The organism is Dactylosporangium sp. NPDC051484, from assembly GCF_040689395.1.
Classification (GTDB): Bacteria; Actinomycetota; Actinomycetes; order Mycobacteriales; family Micromonosporaceae; genus Dactylosporangium.
Window position 1 is genome coordinate 75339 of sequence record NZ_JBFAZX010000030.1, and the last position, 15613, is coordinate 90951.

Here is a 15613-nt window from a genome sequence, read left to right on the forward strand (position 1 = left end):
TCATGAGGTCGTCGGAGGGGTCATCGGCCCCTCCGCACGCGCCCCCGTGAAATGCGCCTCCAGTCCGTCGATGAAGGACTGCATGCGCGGCGACACGTAGTGCTGCTTGTGCCATGCCGCAAACAGCGTGAACGTGAGCGGCTGGCCGTCGTCGGAGCAGATGTAGCGCTTGGGCAGGTCGAACTGCCGGAGGTCGACCGTGTCGGCCATCACGGCGATGCCGAGCCCGTTCTCGGCGAGCGCGGCCAGCGTCTGGCCGACCGAGCTCTCGCACACGACCTCGGGCTCGATGTTGTGCTGGCGGCACAGCGCGTTGAACAGCTCCGTCGCGATGAACGGCTCGCCCTTGAGCAACAGCGGCTCGTGCGCGAGCTCGCTGACCCGTAGCGGCTCGTCGGTGCCGGCGAGCGGATGGTCCTTGGGCAGCGCCGCCAGGACCGCGACATCGCGCAGGAAGCGGCGATCGAAGACGGTCGGCAGCGGGGCGGCGAGGATCGCCAGGTCGCATTCCCGGTTCAGCAGGCGCTCGCGCAGGCCGGCCGCTCCGTCTTCGACGAACCGGATCTGCACGTCGCGGTTGTGCGTGAGCCACTGGCCGAGGAAGGCGGCCAGGAAGCTCCCGGTCGCGTTGGCGGCCGCGCCGATCCGCAGCACCTCGCCCGGCGAATCGACGATCTCCTGCAGGCTGTTCACGTCGTCCAGCAGCCTGCGGGCGCGCACGAGCAGCAGCTCACCCTGATGCGTCAAGCGCAGGCCCCACCGCCCGCGATCGAAGAGCTGCACCCCCAGGTTGGCCTCGAGACGGGCCATCTGCTTGCTGAGCGTGGGCTGCGCCACGAAGAGCGCTTTGGCCGCGCTGCGAAAGCTTTTGTGCTCGGCGATCGTCACGAATCGAGAAAGGGAACGCAGATCGAAGGCGTCCATGCATTGGCACTGTACACCCCGGCCGGGCACGTGCTAGCTGGTCAGAAACGATGGTGATAGCGGCTACGTATCAGTCGGCGGGGTCCTGGATATCAGTGCACCACTTGCGGAACGGGGACCTGGAAGCGAGCGTACTTCTACGCCTCCGCCCGACCGGTCGCAATCACTTGAAAGTATCGGTGCAGCGTGGCACCAGCTGTTTGGGGAGATTGCCTGCACCGTCCACTTCCCGGCGGCTCTACACAAGTGAACGGAGAACAACCATGCGTCCTATACGGAAACGCACGAACGCCCTGCGCCGCGCGACTGTGCTGCTGGCTTTAGGGCTGACGAGCGTCATCACGTCCGCCGCCTGCGGCTCTGCCCCGCAGCCCCCTGCCACGTCAACCACATCCACAGCCGCCTGGGAAGACGTGGTTGCGGCCGCGAAGAAGGAAGGCGAGGTGAACTTCTACACGACCACGAGTCAGGGTCTTCTCGACAAGATGGCGCCCGCATTCGAGGCCAAGTACGGAATCAAGCTGAACGTCAACCGCATCGGGCAGACCACCGACATGATCGAGCGCCTCGAGAACGAGATCGCCTCGAATTCATACCGGCCCGACGTCGTCAACCACATCGACGAGAGGCACGTGAAAGACCTCATCGCGCGCGGCTATGTCGACACCAAGCCGAACGTCCCCTCCGGCGCCGCCTGGCCCAAGGAGTACTACCAGGACGGCGTCGGTCAGGTACAGCTGACCGTGTACACGATCCTCTACAACACGAAGCTCGTTCCCGAAGCCGAGGCTCCCCGCGATTGGGAGGATCTGCTCGATCCTCGCTGGAAGGGAAAGATCGGCGCGCTCAACCCGTTCCAGCCGGGTTATGCCGGTGGATACAAGATGCTTCTGGATAAATACGGCAAGGATTATCTGAAGGATTTCGCCGCTCAGAAGGTCAAGTGGTGGGACTCGGGCAACCCGCTTGCCGAGGCCGTCGCGGCGGGCGAGATTCCGATCGCGGTCTTCACATACATGCACAAGTCGTCTCTGCTGAAGAAGTCGGGCGCTCCGGTCAACTGGGTCGAGCTGAAGAACACGGCCGCGTACGAAAACTTCGTGTGGGCGACCGCGGCCGGGCGTGCGCCGCACCCGAATGCCGCACGGGTCTTCCTCGACTGGCTGCTCAGCCCTGAAGGACAACTCTCTTACCTCGGCGGCGAGGGCGGCACCTCAGTGCTTGATCTGGAGGGCACGATTCCGCGGCCAGAAAATGTCGTCGTTCCCGGCATCCAAGAGTTGGACGAAAACCTCAACGGCATCCGCGGGCTCCTCGGACTGAAACCAGTCTAGAGATGACGCTTGGCGCTGCGGCGGAGCTGCATCCCGGCGCAGCGCCGGGCCGTCGCCTTCCTACTGGCCCATCACTATCCGGAGTCCAACTATGAGCACCGTCAAAGTCCGCACGGAGTCGGATAACTCGTCCAATCCCGGCTCGGCGCACGCCTCGATGCGGGCGCGTGTACTCGCTGCGGTCCGGATCGGATCGCACCAGTGGCCGTACCTCACGTTCGTCGTGATGGCCATCGCGATCGGCATCGGCGTCCTCCTGCCGATGGGTGGGGTCTTCTACAACGCCGTCTTCCCGCAGGCCGGCAGTTTCTCGCTCGAGGCACTCGTCACGCTGTTCACGCGGCCGCGCACCGTCGAGGCGTTCAAGAACACCGCGATCCTCGTTGCCGGCGCGACCGTGTTCGCCCTCGTGCAGGGCGTGCTCCTGGCATGGCTGGTCACGCGCACCAACCTGCCGTTCAAGCGCATGATGTCGGTCTTCCCGATCATGCCGCTGTTCCTGCCGCCCGTCGTCGGCACGGTCGCGTGGGTGTTCCTGCTCGGCGAGAACTCCGGGTTGATCAACATCGCGCTGCGCGCCGTGCTGCCGGGCAACCTGGAGTCGGGCCCCATCGACATCTTCGGGCTCGGCGGCATGATCTGGGTCGTCGGCCTCTACATCACGCCGTACGTCTACCTCATCCTGCAGACCTCGTTCCGCCAGTACGACTCCTCGTTCGACGAGGCCGCCCGCCTGTCCGGATCGTCGGCGATCACGATCATGTGGCGCATCACGCTGCCGATCCTGCTGCCGGCGATTCTCTCCGGAGCGCTCCTGGCCTTCGTCACCGTGATGTCACAGTTCTCGATCCCCGTGATCCTGGGCGGGCCGCCGCAGATCTCGGTGCTGACCACCGAGATCTACCTCGAATTGCGCCGCTACCCGCGCGACGTCACGGCCGCCGCCGCCCTGTCGGCCGTCACCATCATCGCCACCGCGATCGCCCTCTACTTCCAGCGTCGCGTGCTGCGCCGTGAGAAGAGGTTCGTCACGATCGGCGGCAAGGGCGCCCGTCAGCAGCGCGTTGACCTCGGCCGGTGGCGCTGGCACGCCTTCGCCCTCATGGTCGTGTACGCCCTGGTCACCACGGTCGCGCCCGTGCTGGCGATCACGAACGTCTCCCTCCGCCGGTACTGGTCGAGCGACCTGAGTCTGGATGGGCTCACGCTCGACAACTTCGACAACATCATCAACGGCTACTCGGCGACGTGGCCGTCGATCACCAACAGCCTCGTGCTCGCGACGATCGGCTCGACGATCGGCCTGATCATGGCGGTCTTCACCGCCTACACGGTGCGGCGCACTACGATCAGGGGGCGCGGCACGCTGGACTACCTCGCAACGCTTCCCCTCGCGGTGCCGGCGACGGTGCTCGGCGCGGGCCTGCTGATGGTCTTCCTCTACCCGCCCTTCGCGCTGTACGGCACGCCGCTGCTGCTCATCATCGCCTATGTCGGCCACCATCTGCCGTACGGCCTGCGCTCGGCCGACTCCGCGTTCCACCAGGTCAGCTCAGAGCTCGAAGAGAGCAGTCTCGTCTCCGGCAGTGGCTGGCTGGCGACGATGCGCCACGTCACCATCCCGCTCATCGCACCCGCCATCGCGGCGGGCTGGATCTTCCTGTTCGTTCTCATGTCGCGGGAGTTCTCCGCGTCGGCCCTGCTGGCCAGCCCCCAAACCCCGGTCATGGCGCTCGTCGTCAAGGACCTGTGGGATGCCGGGGTCATGCCTCAGCTGGCGGCGTTCAGCTTCATCGTCATGGCCATCTGCGTCGCCACCTCGATCGTCTCGGAGATCCTCGGGCGCCGGGCGGCCGGCGGTCGCTGACCCGCCGGCACGCATCCCCACACACAGGAGAATCATGCAACACGAGTCCTTCATCGCCCTCACCTCGCCTCGCACCGTCGCGGTCGTCGGCGCCTCATCGCCGGAGACGTCCTGGTACGGGGGGAGGGTGTACGAGAACCTCCTCAAGAACGCGACCGGACGCCGGGTCGTGCCCGTGAACCAGCGGCTGGCGGGCCAGGCGCTGCTGGGCCAGCGCGTCGTCGGCTCGCTCGGCGACCTCCAGGAAGCGCCCGACCTCGTGGTCGTGGCGACCCCCGCCCCAACGGTGCCCGCGCTCCTCGAGGAGGCCGCCGCGGCCGGGGCGAAGTCGGTTCTGGTGCTCGGTTCGTACAAGGGCGACGACCCCGACGGCCCCACGAGGTTCGATGCGACGCTACGGGAGCTGAGCCGGCGGCTCGCCCTGCCGGTGCTCGGACCGAACTCCATGGGGCTCATGAACGGCAACGCCGAGCTCATCGCAACCTTCGGCTCGGGATCCGATCACGGCGTCCCGCCCGGTGGGCTCGCGTTCCTGTCGCAGAGCGGCGCGGCGATCTCCTTCATGCTGCAGCTGTACGCCGACCTCCCGTTCGGATACAGCCACCTCATCAGCACTGGCAACGAGGCCGCCCTGTCGCTGCCTGAGCTGCTGGAGCACGTCGTCGACGACGACGAGACGGAGGCCGTCCTGCTCTTCCTGGAGGGACTGTCCGACGGGGCGCTGCTGCGTCGGTCGCTCGCACGGGCACGGGTGCTGGGCAAGCCCGTCGCCGCGCTCAAGGTTGGTCGCAGCGCGGCGGGACAAGCGGCCGCGCAGTCGCACACCGGCCGGGTCGCGAGCGACGCCACGGTGCTGGAGGCCCTGGTCGAGGAGTCGGGCGTGCAACTGGTGACCAGCTACGAGCAGCTGTTCGACATCGGGCAGCGTTTCGCCGGCGTGCGCCGGGAGCGTCGCGACCGAGGCAAGCGCGCCGTCGTCGTAGGCACCTCCGGCGGCGTCGGCGTGGCGACCAGCGACGACCTGACGGAGGCGGGCTGGGAACTGCCCGAGCTCACCGGCGAGGTCGTGGCGAAGCTGCGCACCGTCACCGGCGCCGAGAACCTTCCCAGCCACCTGGCGAACCCGATCGACGTGACCGGGACCTTCGGCGACACGTCGCGGCTTGCGGTCAAGCTCCCCGAGATCGTCAAGATCGTCGCCGAGTCGGGCGACTACGACGAGGTCTTCCTCGCCTCGGGCGCGGGCGGTCTCAAGTCGGTCGGAGTCGCGGAGGGCCTCGCCTGCGTCGTGTCGGCGGGCCTGCCTGTGCCGGTGAGCGTCGGCTGGGTCGCGGTGCCCGAACTCGCTCGCGACACCCTCAACGAGGCGGGGTGCTTCGTATACCCCGATCCGCAGCGCGCTGTGCGCGCCTCGTCCGCGATCGTCGACGCTCTGGGTGACGCGACCGACCGGGCGAACGCCGAGGTCATCGCCTCCTTCGCTGACGGCGCGATGCCGCGGGCCCCGGAGGGGTCGACCGTCGCGACCCCCGGAGAGCTGTTCGACGAGCTGTCGGGCGCAGGCATCCCGATCGCCCCGTATGCGCTGCTGTCGCCCGCGGCGAGCGATGACGAGGTGCTCTCTGCGGCCGCGGCGATCGGCTACCCGCTGGTGGCGAAGATCGACAGCCGGGCGCTCGTGCACAAGTCCGACGTCGGCGGCGTGATCCTCGGGATCGACGGCGAGGCGGCGCTGCGGGCAGCGTGGTCGCGGCTGTCCGCAGTGCTCGGCGAGCACGGCGGCGACGGCCGGATCCTGCTGCAGCGCTCGGTCTCGGGGGTCGAGGTGCTCGTGGGCGCCAAGTGGGACCAGCAGCTGGGCCACCTGCTCGTGGTGGGGCTCGGCGGCACGCTCACGGAGCTGCTCGCCGACGTGCGGGCGACGCTGCTGCCGACGCATCCGGGCCGCGTCGCCGACCTGATCGAGCGGCACCGCCGGCTGTGGCAGCTGCTCGAGGGGTATCGCGGCGGCTGTGCGGGCGACCGGGCCGCGCTGGTCAAGGTCGTGGAGCGCACGGCCGACTGGCTCGTGCGCAAGGGGCCCGCCGTGCAGGAGCTCGACTTCAATCCCGTGATCGTGAACGAAGAAGGGGCGTTCGTCGTGGACGCCCGCACCGTGGGAGGTTGATCATGTCACAGTCGATCGAGACCGAGACGAGCTTGCTCAGCCCGGCCGCGCGCGAATGGGTGGGGCGCACGTTCGAGCTGTCGTCCGGCGTCATCACGGCCGAGGCCGTGCTCCGCTACGTGGGCGCGACGAACGACAGGACCCCGGCCTACCGCAGCGTCGACGCCGCCGGCGCCATCGGGCTCAGTCGCATCCCCGCGCCGGCGCTGCTGTACATGGGGGCGACCCGGCCGATCGTGCCCGTCGACGAGCTCACCTTCGACGGCGTGACCGACGACCGTCGGCCCCCGGTCGGGGAGGGCGCCGGCATGGCGGGAGAGATCTCGGTCGAGTTCCTGCATCCCGTCTGCGTCGGCGACAGCCTTCGCGGCTTCCGCACGCTCACCGACCTGACCCTCAAGCACGGCCGCTCGCGAGATTTCGTCGTCGCGACCTGGGTCACCGAGTACCGCAACCAGGACGACGTCGTCGTCGTGCGCGAAGTCGCCCAGCAGATCCTCTACTAGGCCAGCACATGGGTTACCGAAAGGAATCGAGGAGCGACGAGATGACCGTGTCGACGACGCAGCAGCTGCCCGGTTTCGAACGCGTGCCGAACGAGCTGACGCTGTTCAGCTTCGGCGCCGCGACGTGGAACCAGCACCGCATCCACTACGACCGCGACTACGCGCGCTCAGAAGGGCATCGCGACCTGATCGTCGAGGGCAACTACCAGGGCGCGCTGCTGGCCGAGCTCGCCGTCTCGTTCGCGGGCACACCGACCGCGCTCAAGCGGCTGCGGTACCGCCACCTCCGCTCCGCGTACGTCAACGAGACGCTGCACGTGGCCGGCTGCGTCGCCGCGGTGCGCAAGGTGCCCGACGACGGCGTGGCCGAGATCGAGCTCGACCTGTGGATCACCGTCGATGGCGAGCGCGTCACTCAGGGCTCGGCCCTCGTCGAGCTCCCGCTCGAGGGAGTGCGGTGAGCAGCGGATGCCGATGACAGCACAGGACGACGTCGTCGTCGCCGGCGTCGGCGAGACCGACTACTCGCGCTCCAGCAAGCGATCCCCCGACCTGCTCGCCGCGCAGGCGATCCTCGCCTCGTGCCGTGACGCCGGCATCGACCCACGTCACATCGACGGCATCGTCGGGTATCCCCATCAGACCAGCCCCGAAGAGATCGTCTCGATGTTCGGGCTGCCGGGCGTGACCTTCAGCCCGACGCTGCACATGGGCGGCGCCAGCGCCGTGGCGAGCCTGGGCTCGGCCGCGCACGCGATCCGCGCCGGCGCCGCCTCGTGCGTGCTCGTCTACCGAGCACGCAACGGCGCCTCCGGCGCCCGCGTGGGCACTCGCGCGTCACACCTTCCCGCCCAGCACCTGCGCACCCAGCTCGAGCACCCGTACGGGCTGAACACCCCCGCGCAGCGATACGCGATGATCTGCCGGCGGTACATGCACGAGCACGGGCTGACCCGCCGTCAGCTGGGGCACGTCGCGCTCGCGATGCGCGCGTGGGCGCAGCTGAACCCGAACGCGCTCATGCACGGCAAGCCGCTCACGATGGACGACTACCTGGCCGGCCGCATGATCGCCGACCCCTACACGCTGTTCGACTGCTCTCCCGAGACCGACGGGGCGTGCGCCGTCATCGTGACGACCGCCGACCGCGTGGGCGGTCGCGACGTCGCCGCGCGGGTGAGCGCCGTCGCCGAGGGGCGCCCCTGCGCGCCCGACGACCTGACCAGCAGGCCCGACCTGCTCGCGATCGGCCTCGACGAGGCGGCACGGCGCGCGTGGGACGCCAGCTCGCTCGGGCCGCAGGACATGGACGCCGCGATGATCTACGACTGCTTCACCTTCGAGCTGCTCCACCAGCTCGAGTCGGCGGGCTTCGCGAAGGAGGGCGAGGCCGGCGCGTTCGTGGAGCGCGAGGGCATCGGCCCGGGCGGCGCGTTGCCGGTCAACACGCACGGCGGGCTGCTCAGCGAGGGCCACCTGGTGGGCCTCAACCACGTCGTCGAGGCGGTTCGGCAGTTGCGCGGAGAGTGCGGCGAGCGGCAGGTCGCCGATGCGCGCAGGATCGCGGTGACCGGGTGGGGAGACCTCGGCGACGGATCGATCGGGGTCCTGGAACGAATCGAGGTAAACCGATGACACGTCCCCTGCCCGACCCCGGACACGAGCTGTTCGCGCCGTTCTGGGCCGGCACGCTCGAGGGCCGGGTGCTGGTCCAGCGGTGCGACACGTGCGCGACGCCGCGCTGGCCCGTGCGCCCGATCTGCCCGCAGTGCCACGCCGAGGGGTTCTCGTGGCACGAACTGCCCGACCGCGGCGTCCTGCACACCTGGACCGTCGTGTGGCACCGCACGATCGAGGAGCTACCCCCGCCCTACGCGGTCGGCATCGTCGAGGTCGGCGGCGTGCGCGTGGTCGGGGGCGTGGTCGACTGCCCGTTCGACCAGCTGCGGGTGGGCATGCGGTTGCGCCCCGTCTTCCAGGCCGTCACGCCGGAGGTCACCCTCGTCCAGTGGGCGCCAGCGTCGCCTGGCCGAGCAACAGAACATCAGAAAGCCCGAGCCGCAGAGGAAGAGAAATGACGAAACCGTCCATCGCTGTCGCACTCGACGAACCCGAGATCCGAGAGGCGCTGCGCGGCGCGATCGAACAGCTCGCGCCGCCGAGCACGCTGCGCGACGCGGAGGGAGAGGGCGGACGCGCCAACACGGGCGTCTGGGATGAGCTGCGCCGCGGATCGTGGCTCTCGCTGGCGGCGCCCGTCGGCGGGGCTGACGCGGAGGCGCTGCTCGGACTGCACCTCCTGCTGGTTGAGAACGGCTACGCGGGGGCGCCGGCGCCGATCACGACGTTCGCCGAGACGGCGTACTTCGTCGCCGCCAGCGCACGCTCCGAGGACGATCCGGTCGTGGCCGGGCTGCTGGACGGCGCGCTGTGGACCGCCTGCATTCCGCGGCCCGGCGACGACCTGCGGCTCGCCGACGGGCGCCTGAGCGGAACCGTGCACCTGGTGGCGCACGCCGCGGACGCGCAGCGCCTGATCGTCCCGTGGCAGCAGGACGGCCGGACCACCTGGCGCGCCGTTGACCTGTCGGGCTCGCGCGATGGCGTCGAGCTGCGCTTCCTGCCGACGATGAGCCAACAGCCGCTGTTCACGGTGACGCTCGATGCCGTGGAGTCCGAGCACATCTGCGCGCTCGACGACGTCAGCGTGGACTCGGTGCTGCGGCTGCGCGCCTTCAGTGAAAGCGCGACGATCGCGGGCCTGATCTGGCGCGTGCTCGACATGACCGTCGAGCACGCGGGCACCCGGTTCCAGTTCGGCCGTGCCATCGGCAGCTTCCAGGCCGTGCAGCACAAGCTCGCCAACGTCACGATCGGCGGGCAGGCGCTCATGCACCTGAGCCGCGAGGCGGCGCTCATGATCGGCGAGCACGGGATTGGCGACCCCGCCGCCGTGGCGGCCGTCGCCGAGGCGGTCAACCTCGCGCGCCGCGCCGCGAACCTCGCCGCGCAGGAGGCGCACCAGATCTGGGCCGGCTCCGGCGTATCGCTCGAGTTCGACCTCCAGCTGTTCACGCGCAGGCTCAAGTCGGCGGCATACCGCCTCCCCGAGCCCGACGACGTGGCCGGCGACATCCTGAGCGTTCGTTTCCCGACCACCGTGAACAATTGAGGGATAAGAATGTCCTTGATACACCTTGACGACTCCGATCGCCGTCTCGTCGCCGAGATCCGCGAGTTTCTCGACACCGCCTGGCCGGTCGAGCGGCAGTTTCAGGCGCTGCCTGAGCAGCACCACAACCAGGAGCACATCTCATTCGAGTGGGAGCGCTCGTGGTGGAAGGAGCTGGCGAGCCGCGGATGGCTGGGCCTGGGCATTCCCAAGCAGTACGGCGGATCGGGTGGCACAGCGCTGCAGCGCCAGCTGTTCACCGACACGATCAGCTACTACGGCGCGCCGTTCCCTCGCACCGCGACCACCACGGTCGCGCCGGCCATGCTGCACTACGCGTCCGAGATGCTCAAGTCGAAGTACCTGCCCCTGATCGCGGCGGGAGAGGCGAACTTCTGCCTCGGATACACGGAGCCAGGTGCCGGGACCGATCTGGCAAGCCTCCGCACGAGCGCGGTGCGCGACGGCGACCACTACGTGATCACGGGGCAGAAGATCTACACGACGCGCGCGCACCGCAGCCGGTACTGCTGGCTGGCCGCACGCACGAACACCGAGGGCCGCCGCCACGACGGGATCTCGCTGTTCGTGCTGGACATGAACGCGCCCGGCGTCGAGCTCGGCCCCATCTACACCGTCGAGGGCGGCCGTACCAACACCACCTACCTGGACGGGGTGCGCATTCCTGCCGACCACCTCGTGGGCGAGGAGAACAAGGGGTGGTCGTACCTGGGCGGCGCGCTCGGGCTGGAGCGGATCGGCAACTTCCCGGTGGGGCACATCCGCCGGTTCCTGGCCGAGCTCGTCGAGCTGTCGCAGCTGCCGCGCCCCGACGGGGTGATCCCCTTCGACAACCCGTCCGTGCGTCGCGAGCTGGCCACTCACCAGTCCGACCTGCGTGGGCTGGAGACCCTGATCGAGGGGGCGATCACCGAGGCCGTTGAGACCGGCGACGTGTCCAGCTCCGCCGCCGCTCAGATCAAGGTGCTACTCACCGAGCTCAAGCAGCGCATGTCGATCACGGGTATGGACATGCTCGGTCCCTACGGTCATCTGCGCAAGGGCAGCGACCTCGCGCCGCACGAGGGGATCATGGAGCAGATGTGGCGCGACTCGCTCGTGCACACCTTCGGCGCCGGCGCGAACGAGGTCCAGCGCGACATCATCGCGACGGCCGGTCTAGGCCTCCCCCGCAGCCGCTGACGGCACCACCGAGAGTGAAGGCCAACGACATGACCAAGACTCAAGGCCGCATCGAGATCCGCGGCCTGCGCAAGCAGTTCAAGGGCGGAGACGATCTCGTCGCGGCGATCGACGGCATCGATCTCACCGTGGCGGAGGGCGAGTTCCTCTGTCTGCTCGGGCCGAGCGGCTGCGGCAAGACCACGACCCTGCGCAGCATCGCCGGGCTGGAACGGCCCGACTCCGGCTTCATCAGGATCGGCGACCAGGTCGTCATGGACTCCGCCTCCGGGCGCTACGTGCCCACCGAGAAGCGCGGGCTGGGCATGGTGTTCCAGTCGTACGCGATCTGGCCGCACATGAAAGTCTCCGACAACGTCGCGTACCCGCTCACTCGCGGCGCGCTCAAGGGCAAGCTCACCAAGCAACAGGTGCGCGAACGCATCGGGGCGATCCTGGAGACCGTGGACTGCGGGCACCTGGCCGACCGCTATCCGAGCGAGCTCAGCGGCGGCCAGCAGCAGCGGGTGGCGCTCGCCCGCGCGCTGGTGTACGAGCCGGACGTGCTGCTGTTCGACGAGCCGCTGAGCAATCTCGACGCCAAGCTGCGAGAGCGTATGCGCTTCGAGCTGCGGTCGCTACAACAGCGCGTGGGCTTCACGGCGATCTATGTCACGCATGACCAGCAGGAGGCGCTCAACATGGGCGACCGGATCGCGGTCATGAAGAACGGCAGCATCCGTCAGCTGGACACGCCCGAGATGATCTACCAGCGGCCGGTCGACGGGTACGTGGCCGACTTCATCGGAACGGCGAACGTGCTCGACGTGCAGGAGCCGTTGGACGGGAGCGAGGCGTTTCGCACCTCGCTCGGCCCGGTGTTCTCGAGCGTGGAGCCGCCCGCCGATCTGTCCGCCGGCCTGCAAATCGCGATCAGGCCCGAGGCGCTCAAGCTCGACGTGCCCGAGGGCGCGACTCAGAACGTGTTCAAGGGCATAGTGCGGGCGCACGCCTACAACGGCGCGTCGCGCTCGTACGCGATTGAGCTCGGTGGCCGCAGGATCCAGGTGGTCGACCCTCAGGCGTCGCGTAGCTGGCAGGTCGGCGACTCGGTGCGGTTCTGGGTGAGCCCGGCCGACTGTGTTCCGGTGGCGAAGGATCCCGGCTTCCCCATCCCCACGCAACCCGTGCGAACGGTGGGCGGATGAGCGCCGCGAACCCGCTCATGAACGCGAACCCGCGAAGGAAGGAGCGCAGGTGAGGATCGTTGTTCTGATCAAGGAAGTCCCGGATACGTATAGCGACCGCAAGCTGAGCCTGGAGACGGGTCTGGCCGATCGGGACGCGAGCGAGAGCGTGCTGGATGAGATCGGCGGGCGGGCGCTGGAGGTCGCGCTGTCGTATGCGGACCAGAACCCGGGCGCCGAGGTGGTGGTGCTCTCGATGGCACCGGAATCGGCTCAGGCGTCGATCCGCAAGAGCCTCGCGATGGGGGCGGGGTCGGCGGTGCAGGTCGTGGACGACCGGCTGCTGGGTGCGGATCTCGGGCTGACGGCGCAGGTGCTGGCGGCCGCCGTGCAGCGGGTCGGGTTCGACCTGGTGGTCACCGGGAACCAGTCCACGGACGGGTCCGGCGGTGTGATCCCGGCGATGGTCGCGGAACGGCTGGGTGTGCCGCAGCTGACGGCGTTGACGTCGGTGGAGATAACCGAGTCCGCGGTGCGGGGCACGCGGGCGACGGATGAAGGTGTGGCGACGGTGTCCGCTCCGCTCCCGGCGGTGATCTCGATCATGGAGGCGCTGCCGGACGCGCGGTTCCCGAGCTTCAAGGGGGTCAAGGCGGCGAAGAAGAAGCCGTTTGAGACGTTGTCGCTGGATGACCTCGGGGTGGATGCCGAGCTGGTGGATGCGCCGCGGTCGATCGTCATGGCGATCGCGCGGAAGCCGCCGCGCGGTGCGGGCGTGAAGATCGTCGACGAGGGCGACGCGGGCATTCGCCTGGCGCAGTTCCTCATCCAGAACCGGTTGGCGTGAGAGGTGTGGTGATGGCGCAATACGCTGCCGATTCGATCCTGGTGCTGCTACAGGTGTCGCCCGGCGGGGGGCTGGCGAAGTCGGCCGCCGGCCTGTTGGGCGCGGCCGCGGGGGTGGGAACGCCGGTCGCGCTGATCGTGACGGAGGCCGCCGAGCTCGCACACGATGCGGCGGAGCTCGGGGCGGCGGTGGTGCTGGTCGCGGATCCCGGTGAGGGGTTGACGGTGCCGTTCGTGGACGCGCTGGTCGCGGCATCCGACCTCGTCAAGCCGGATGCGATCCTGGTGTCGAACTCGGTGGACGGGCGGGATGTCGCGGGCCGCTTCGCCGCCCGCACGGGCGCGCCGCTCGCGGTGGACGCGGTCGGAGTTTCTCGCGACGAGCAGGGTGTGCTCGCGCACCACTCCGTCTACGGCGGCGCGTACAACGTGGACTCGGCGGCGACGTTCGGTCCGCTCGTGGTCGTCGTGCGGCAGGGCGCGGTCGATGCGCGGGGGGAGGCGCAGCCGCTGGTCACCGAGACGCTCACGGTGCCTGTCTCGGGCAAGCCCGCCGCTGCGGTGGAGTCGTTCGAGGCGGCAGTGGTGGCATCGTCCCGCCCGGAGCTGCGCGGGGCGGCGAAGGTCGTCTCCGGCGGGCGGGGTCTTGGGTCGAGCGAGAAGTTCGCGCTCGTCGAGAAGTTCGCCGACGTGCTGGGTGCGGCGGTGGGTGCGTCGCGAGCGGCGGTGGATGCCGGCTACGTACCGCAGTCGTATCAGGTCGGCCAGACCGGGGTTTCGGTCAGCCCACAGCTCTATGTGGCGTTGGGGATCTCCGGGGCGATCCAGCACCGGGCCGGGATGCAGACGGCGAAGACCATCGTCGCGGTCAACAAGGACCCGGACGCCCCGATCTTCGACATCGCGGACTTCGGTGTGGTCGGCGACCTGTTCGTCGTCGTGCCGCAGCTGATCGAGACCCTGAAGTCCCGGGAGCAGTAGCGCATGGCGACGTACCCGCGGACCGTGCGCCGTGGCCTGCCCCGCGTGACCGGCGGTGACCCGTGGCCACCCTCCGGCGACACGCCGGCGGAGGTATTCGAGATGGAAGCTGATGTGGGGAGGGCGCCGCACATCGACGAGGCCCCCGAGTCGCACGCGGCGCGGAAGGCGCCCGAACCTCCCGTGACCACGCACCGCCGCACCGGTCTCCCCCGCCCGGGGACGGCTGCCGCGCCGCGCGAGCCCGCGGCATCCGCCGCCGCCGGTGAGAATCGGGCCCGCAAGACCCCGATTCCGGTCGCACAGCCGCGTCGGTTCGGCCCTTACACGCGGCCGCAATGGGCGGGTTCGGTGGTCGTGGGCGGTGCCGGCCTGGTGCTCGCCGCCGGCATGGTCATCCTGGCTGTCCGCTGGCTCGTCAGGCGGGATTTCATGCGGGAATTTCTGGCCGCGTACCCGGGCGAGTACCACCTGCCGCAGGATGCGCCGGTGGGGATCCCCGGGTGGGTGGGGTGGCAGCATTTCTTCAACGTGTTCCTGATGGTGCTGATCATCCGGTCCGGCCTGCGGATACGCGGTGAGCAACGGCCCACCGTGTTCTGGTCGCCGCGGCGCGACGGCGGGCGGAAGATCAGCCTGGCGCTGTGGTTCCACCAGACGCTGGACCTGCTGTGGCTGGTCAACGGGGTGGTCTTCGTCATCCTGCTGTTCTCGACGGGGCAGTGGATGCGGATCGTGCCCACCAGCTGGGCGGTGTTCCCCAACGCGCTGTCCGCGGGCCTGCAGTACCTGTCGCTGAACTGGCCGACCGAGAACGGGTGGGTGAACTACAACAGCCTGCAGCAGCTGGCGTACTTCACCATGGTGTTTCTCGTCGCGCCGCTGGCGATGGTCACCGGGGTGCGCATGTCCGGATCTGGCCCGCGAACGCCAGAACCCTGAACCGCGTCTACCCGGCGGAGTGGGCCCGCAAGGTGCACTTCCCGGTGATGATCTGCTTCGTGCTGTTCGTTGTCGTGCACGTCGCCCTGGTGCTGGCCACTGGTGCGCTGCGCAACCTCAACCACATGTACGCGGCGCAGGGCTCGAGCGACCCCGACGCGTATGCGGACAACTGGGCCGGGTTCTGGATCTTCAGTCTGTCCCTGCTCGTCGTCGGCGGAGCGTGGACAGCCGCGCGCCCCCTCCTTCTCGCTCCCATCGCCCGGCTCTTCGGTCCTGTCTCCGGACGATGACGGTGGGCTGTTTTCCTACGTGTTGTGCTCGGGGCGGGCGGCGCGCCGGAACTGCAGGGCCACGACGATCTCGGCCGTGCCGAGGATCAGCGACGTGATGCCGGTCAGCAGGATCAGCGCGTGCTGCGACAGGCCCGGGTTGGACAGGAACACCAGGCCGACCACGATCGAGGCGCCGGCCAGGGCGAACAGCCCCAGCCGCGCCCGACCGC

The 15613-nt window shown here is 69.1% G+C and carries 16 protein-coding genes; 14 read left to right on the forward strand and 2 right to left on the reverse strand.

The features are described from left to right. On the reverse strand, nt 1-924 hold the full coding sequence (locus AB0367_RS32315) for a LysR family transcriptional regulator (protein WP_366230268.1): 924 nt from the start codon (nt 922-924) through the stop codon (nt 1-3). Nucleotides 925-1187: 263 nt separating this feature from the next. Here AB0367_RS32315 and AB0367_RS32320 point away from each other — a divergent pair, with 263 nt between their 5' ends. From AB0367_RS32320 to AB0367_RS32385, 14 genes are all read left to right on the forward strand, one after another. Further along, on the forward strand, nt 1188-2258 hold the full coding sequence (locus AB0367_RS32320; protein ID WP_366230269.1) for an extracellular solute-binding protein: 1071 nt from the start codon (nt 1188-1190) through the stop codon (nt 2256-2258). A gap of 91 nt (nt 2259-2349) precedes the next feature. Continuing rightward, entirely contained in the window at nt 2350-4125 is a 1776-nt protein-coding gene (locus AB0367_RS32325) for an iron ABC transporter permease (RefSeq protein WP_366230270.1), read from the forward strand. A gap of 34 nt (nt 4126-4159) precedes the next feature. Then, nucleotides 4160-6292 (forward strand): acetate--CoA ligase family protein, encoded by a 2133-nt coding sequence (locus AB0367_RS32330; RefSeq protein ID WP_366230271.1) that lies wholly within the window; start codon nt 4160-4162, stop codon nt 6290-6292. Between the two features lie 2 nt (nt 6293-6294). After that, complete coding sequence (locus tag AB0367_RS32335; protein ID WP_366230272.1) at nt 6295-6798, forward strand: MaoC family dehydratase N-terminal domain-containing protein; 504 nt, start codon at nt 6295-6297, stop codon at nt 6796-6798. 41 nt (nt 6799-6839) lie between these two features. Beyond that, nucleotides 6840-7259 (forward strand): hypothetical protein, encoded by a 420-nt coding sequence (locus AB0367_RS32340; protein WP_366230273.1) that lies wholly within the window; start codon nt 6840-6842, stop codon nt 7257-7259. A 13-nt stretch (nt 7260-7272) separates the two neighbouring features. Continuing rightward, nucleotides 7273-8433, forward strand: coding sequence for a hypothetical protein (locus tag AB0367_RS32345; RefSeq protein WP_366230274.1), 1161 nt, complete (start codon nt 7273-7275; stop codon nt 8431-8433). Continuing rightward, nucleotides 8430-8876 carry an OB-fold domain-containing protein gene (locus AB0367_RS32350; protein ID WP_366230275.1) on the forward strand — a complete coding sequence of 149 codons (447 nt, stop codon included), beginning with the start codon at nt 8430-8432 and terminating at the stop codon, nt 8874-8876. The genes AB0367_RS32345 and AB0367_RS32350 overlap by 4 nt, the downstream gene beginning before the upstream one ends. After that, nucleotides 8873-9970 carry an acyl-CoA dehydrogenase gene (locus AB0367_RS32355; RefSeq protein WP_366230276.1) on the forward strand — a complete coding sequence of 366 codons (1098 nt, stop codon included), beginning with the start codon at nt 8873-8875 and terminating at the stop codon, nt 9968-9970. The genes AB0367_RS32350 and AB0367_RS32355 overlap by 4 nt, the downstream gene beginning before the upstream one ends. A 9-nt stretch (nt 9971-9979) precedes the next feature. After that, nucleotides 9980-11173: an acyl-CoA dehydrogenase family protein gene (locus AB0367_RS32360; RefSeq protein ID WP_366230277.1), complete on the forward strand. Its 1194-nt coding sequence runs from the start codon at nt 9980-9982 to the stop codon at nt 11171-11173. 29 nt (nt 11174-11202) lie between these two features. Beyond that, the gene (locus AB0367_RS32365) at nt 11203-12360 is read left to right on the forward strand and encodes an ABC transporter ATP-binding protein (RefSeq protein ID WP_366230278.1); all 1158 of its coding nucleotides are present in this window, start codon (nt 11203-11205) and stop codon (nt 12358-12360) included. Then, on the forward strand, nt 12293-13186 hold the full coding sequence (locus tag AB0367_RS32370; protein WP_366230279.1) for an electron transfer flavoprotein subunit beta/FixA family protein: 894 nt from the start codon (nt 12293-12295) through the stop codon (nt 13184-13186). Before AB0367_RS32365 ends, AB0367_RS32370 begins: the two co-directional genes overlap by 68 nt. Before the next feature lie 11 nt (nt 13187-13197). Further along, a complete protein-coding gene (locus tag AB0367_RS32375) occupies nt 13198-14166 on the forward strand; it encodes an electron transfer flavoprotein subunit alpha/FixB family protein (protein ID WP_366230280.1) in 969 nt (322 codons plus the stop codon). 3 nt (nt 14167-14169) lie between these two features. Next, nucleotides 14170-15108, forward strand: a complete 939-nt coding sequence (locus AB0367_RS32380; protein WP_366230281.1) for a hypothetical protein — start codon at nt 14170-14172, stop codon at nt 15106-15108. Nucleotides 15109-15167: 59 nt separating this feature from the next. Continuing rightward, entirely contained in the window at nt 15168-15401 is a 234-nt protein-coding gene (locus AB0367_RS32385) for a hypothetical protein (protein ID WP_366230282.1), read from the forward strand. Nucleotides 15402-15416: 15 nt separating this feature from the next. Here AB0367_RS32385 and AB0367_RS32390 read toward each other — a convergent pair. Then, nucleotides 15417-15613: DUF308 domain-containing protein (locus AB0367_RS32390; protein ID WP_366230283.1), on the reverse strand; the 197-nt coding region annotated here is incomplete at its 5' end.